Annotated in this window: 2 protein-coding genes; both read right to left on the bottom strand. The window is 61.8% G+C overall.

The genetic code is table 11. From position 1 onward, the window contains the following. A partial coding sequence (locus tag ACFOWZ_RS43130; RefSeq protein ID WP_382379780.1) for an ATP-binding protein occupies window positions 1–439 on the bottom strand: 439 nt, incomplete at its 3' end. Further along, window positions 436–1,932, bottom strand: a complete 1,497-nt coding sequence (gene istA, locus ACFOWZ_RS43125; protein WP_382379779.1) for an IS21 family transposase — start codon at window positions 1,930–1,932, stop codon at window positions 436–438. The genes istA and ACFOWZ_RS43130, both read right to left, overlap by 4 nt. Window positions 1,933–2,078 lie beyond the last annotated feature (146 nt).

Raw genomic sequence — 2,078 nt, 5'->3', positions numbered from 1 at the left:
TCATCTCGCTGACCAGGGCGGCCGCTGTCGTGAACCCGACGGACAGGCCTTTCTGGCACGCGGCCAGGCCGAGACCGAGCGCGACATGCGTCTTACCCGTGCCGCTCGGGCCCAGCGCAATGACGTTCTCCCGGCGCTCGATCCATTCACAGCGGGCCAGTTCCAGCACCTGCATCTTGTTCAGCTTGGGGATGGCTGTGAAGTCGAAGCTGTCGAGGCTTTTGACGATCGGGAATTTAGCCGCCTTGATCCGACGTTCGACCTTGCGGCGGTCCCGTTCGATCATCTCCCGTTCGGCAAGCCGGAACAGGTATCCGACATGATCGACGCCTTCGGTGGCGCATAACCGGGCCAGCTTCTGGTGCTCGCGCTGGAAGGTCGGCAGCTTCAGGGTCTTGAGATAGTGGGCGAGCAGGATGTCGGGTGCTTCGGTGCTCATGCCGCCTCTCCCGCATCAGACGACAGGAGGCGCATATACGCTTTCGCTGAGGTCTTCTCGACCGTCGCCCGCGGCAGGTAGGGATAGATCGACAGATCCAACCGCGGTGGCCGGCGCTCGACCCGGCACAGGATCAGATGCTTGACCGCATCGAAGCCGATCGCACCGAGCTGTATCGCCTGCTTCACGGCCGCATGCAGGTCCGCAAGGTCGAAGCTCTCCAGCAGGCGCAGAACCTGCACGTATTCCCGTCGGCCATGCTTTGCCATGCGGCCTTCCATCAGGCGGCGCAGCGTCGCGAACTCGTCCGGCAGGTTCCAGCCCTGGAGTGGAGCCGCCTGATCCAGCGCATTGATCTTCTGCTCGATCAGCGGCAGATAATGAACGGGATCGAAGACGACGTCTTCCCGTTCCCAGCATCGCGGATGACGGGCAATGATCTCGCCGCGGCAGCCGATCACCACCTCATTGACATAGCCCCGGACCCAGACGTCCTGATGGCCATAGGCGACCGGTACGGAATAGTCGTTGGTCTTGTAGCGCACCAGCGACTGGGCTGTCACCCTGGCGCTGGCCTGGTCGCAGGCATCGAAGGGAGACGCCGGTAACGGACGCATGGCCGCCAGATCACGCTGTAGCCGCTCCCCGATTGTCTCACTCTCACCGCGCAGCTTGTCGCGCTGGCGTTTGCGGCACTGCTCTTCCAGAAAGGCGTTGAACGCATCCCATGTCGCAAACTGCGGGATCGGCACCATAAAATTACGTCGGGCATAACCGACGAGTCCCTCGACATTCCCTTTATCGTTGCCCTTTCCCGGACGGCCATAGCGATCCCGGATCAGGTAGTGGGACAGGAAGCCGCTGAACAACGCCGCCCGCTTGCGTGTGCCGTCGGGCAGGATCTTGGCCACCAGGCAACGGTCATTGTCATAGACGATCGACTGCGGCACGGCCCCGAAGAAGGCGAATGCATGGATGTGGCCGTCGACCCAGGCCTCGGCCACCGCCGCAGGATAGGCCCGCACGTAGCAGCCGTCGCTATGCGGCAGATCCAGCACGAAGAAACGCGCCTTTTGCTCGACGCCGCCGATCACCACCGTCGCCTCGCCAAAGTCGGCCTGCGCATGGCCGGGCGGATGCGACAACGGCACGAACACCTCCTGCCGACGCTGATCCCGCTCGCGTATGTAGTCCTTGATGATCGTGTAGCCGCCGGTGAAACCGCACTCATCACGCAGGCGGTCGAACACACGCTTGGCAGTATGGCGTTGCTTTAGCGGCATCTTCAGATCTTCGTCGAGCCAATGCTCGATCGTCGAAACAAACGCATCCAGCTTCGGACGCCGGATCGGTGATCGACGCTGATAGCCGGGTGGTGTCGAATAGGCCAACATCTTGGCCACGGTCTCTCGCGAGATGTTGAAATGCTTCGCGGCCTGACGCTGCTTCATCCCTTCCGAAACAGCCAGGCGAACCCTCAAATAAAGTTCCACGGTGTAGATCCCCTGTCCCTCCTGCGATCATTGCAGAAAGGAAATAGGTGGCCGGATTTTACTCCGCCCGCGGCTGGATTATTCCGCCGCTACCGTGGCCGACTTTTCCACCGCCGCTCTCAGCCGGTTTCCTTCTCCATGTAAAC

The sequence above is a fragment of the Lentzea rhizosphaerae genome (genome assembly GCF_042649515.1).
GTDB classification, from domain to species: Bacteria; Actinomycetota; Actinomycetes; order Mycobacteriales; family Pseudonocardiaceae; genus Lentzea; species Lentzea aerocolonigenes.
The sequence above is the reverse complement of the archived record's forward strand: the minus strand, read 5'-3'. Positions and strand labels throughout refer to the sequence as shown.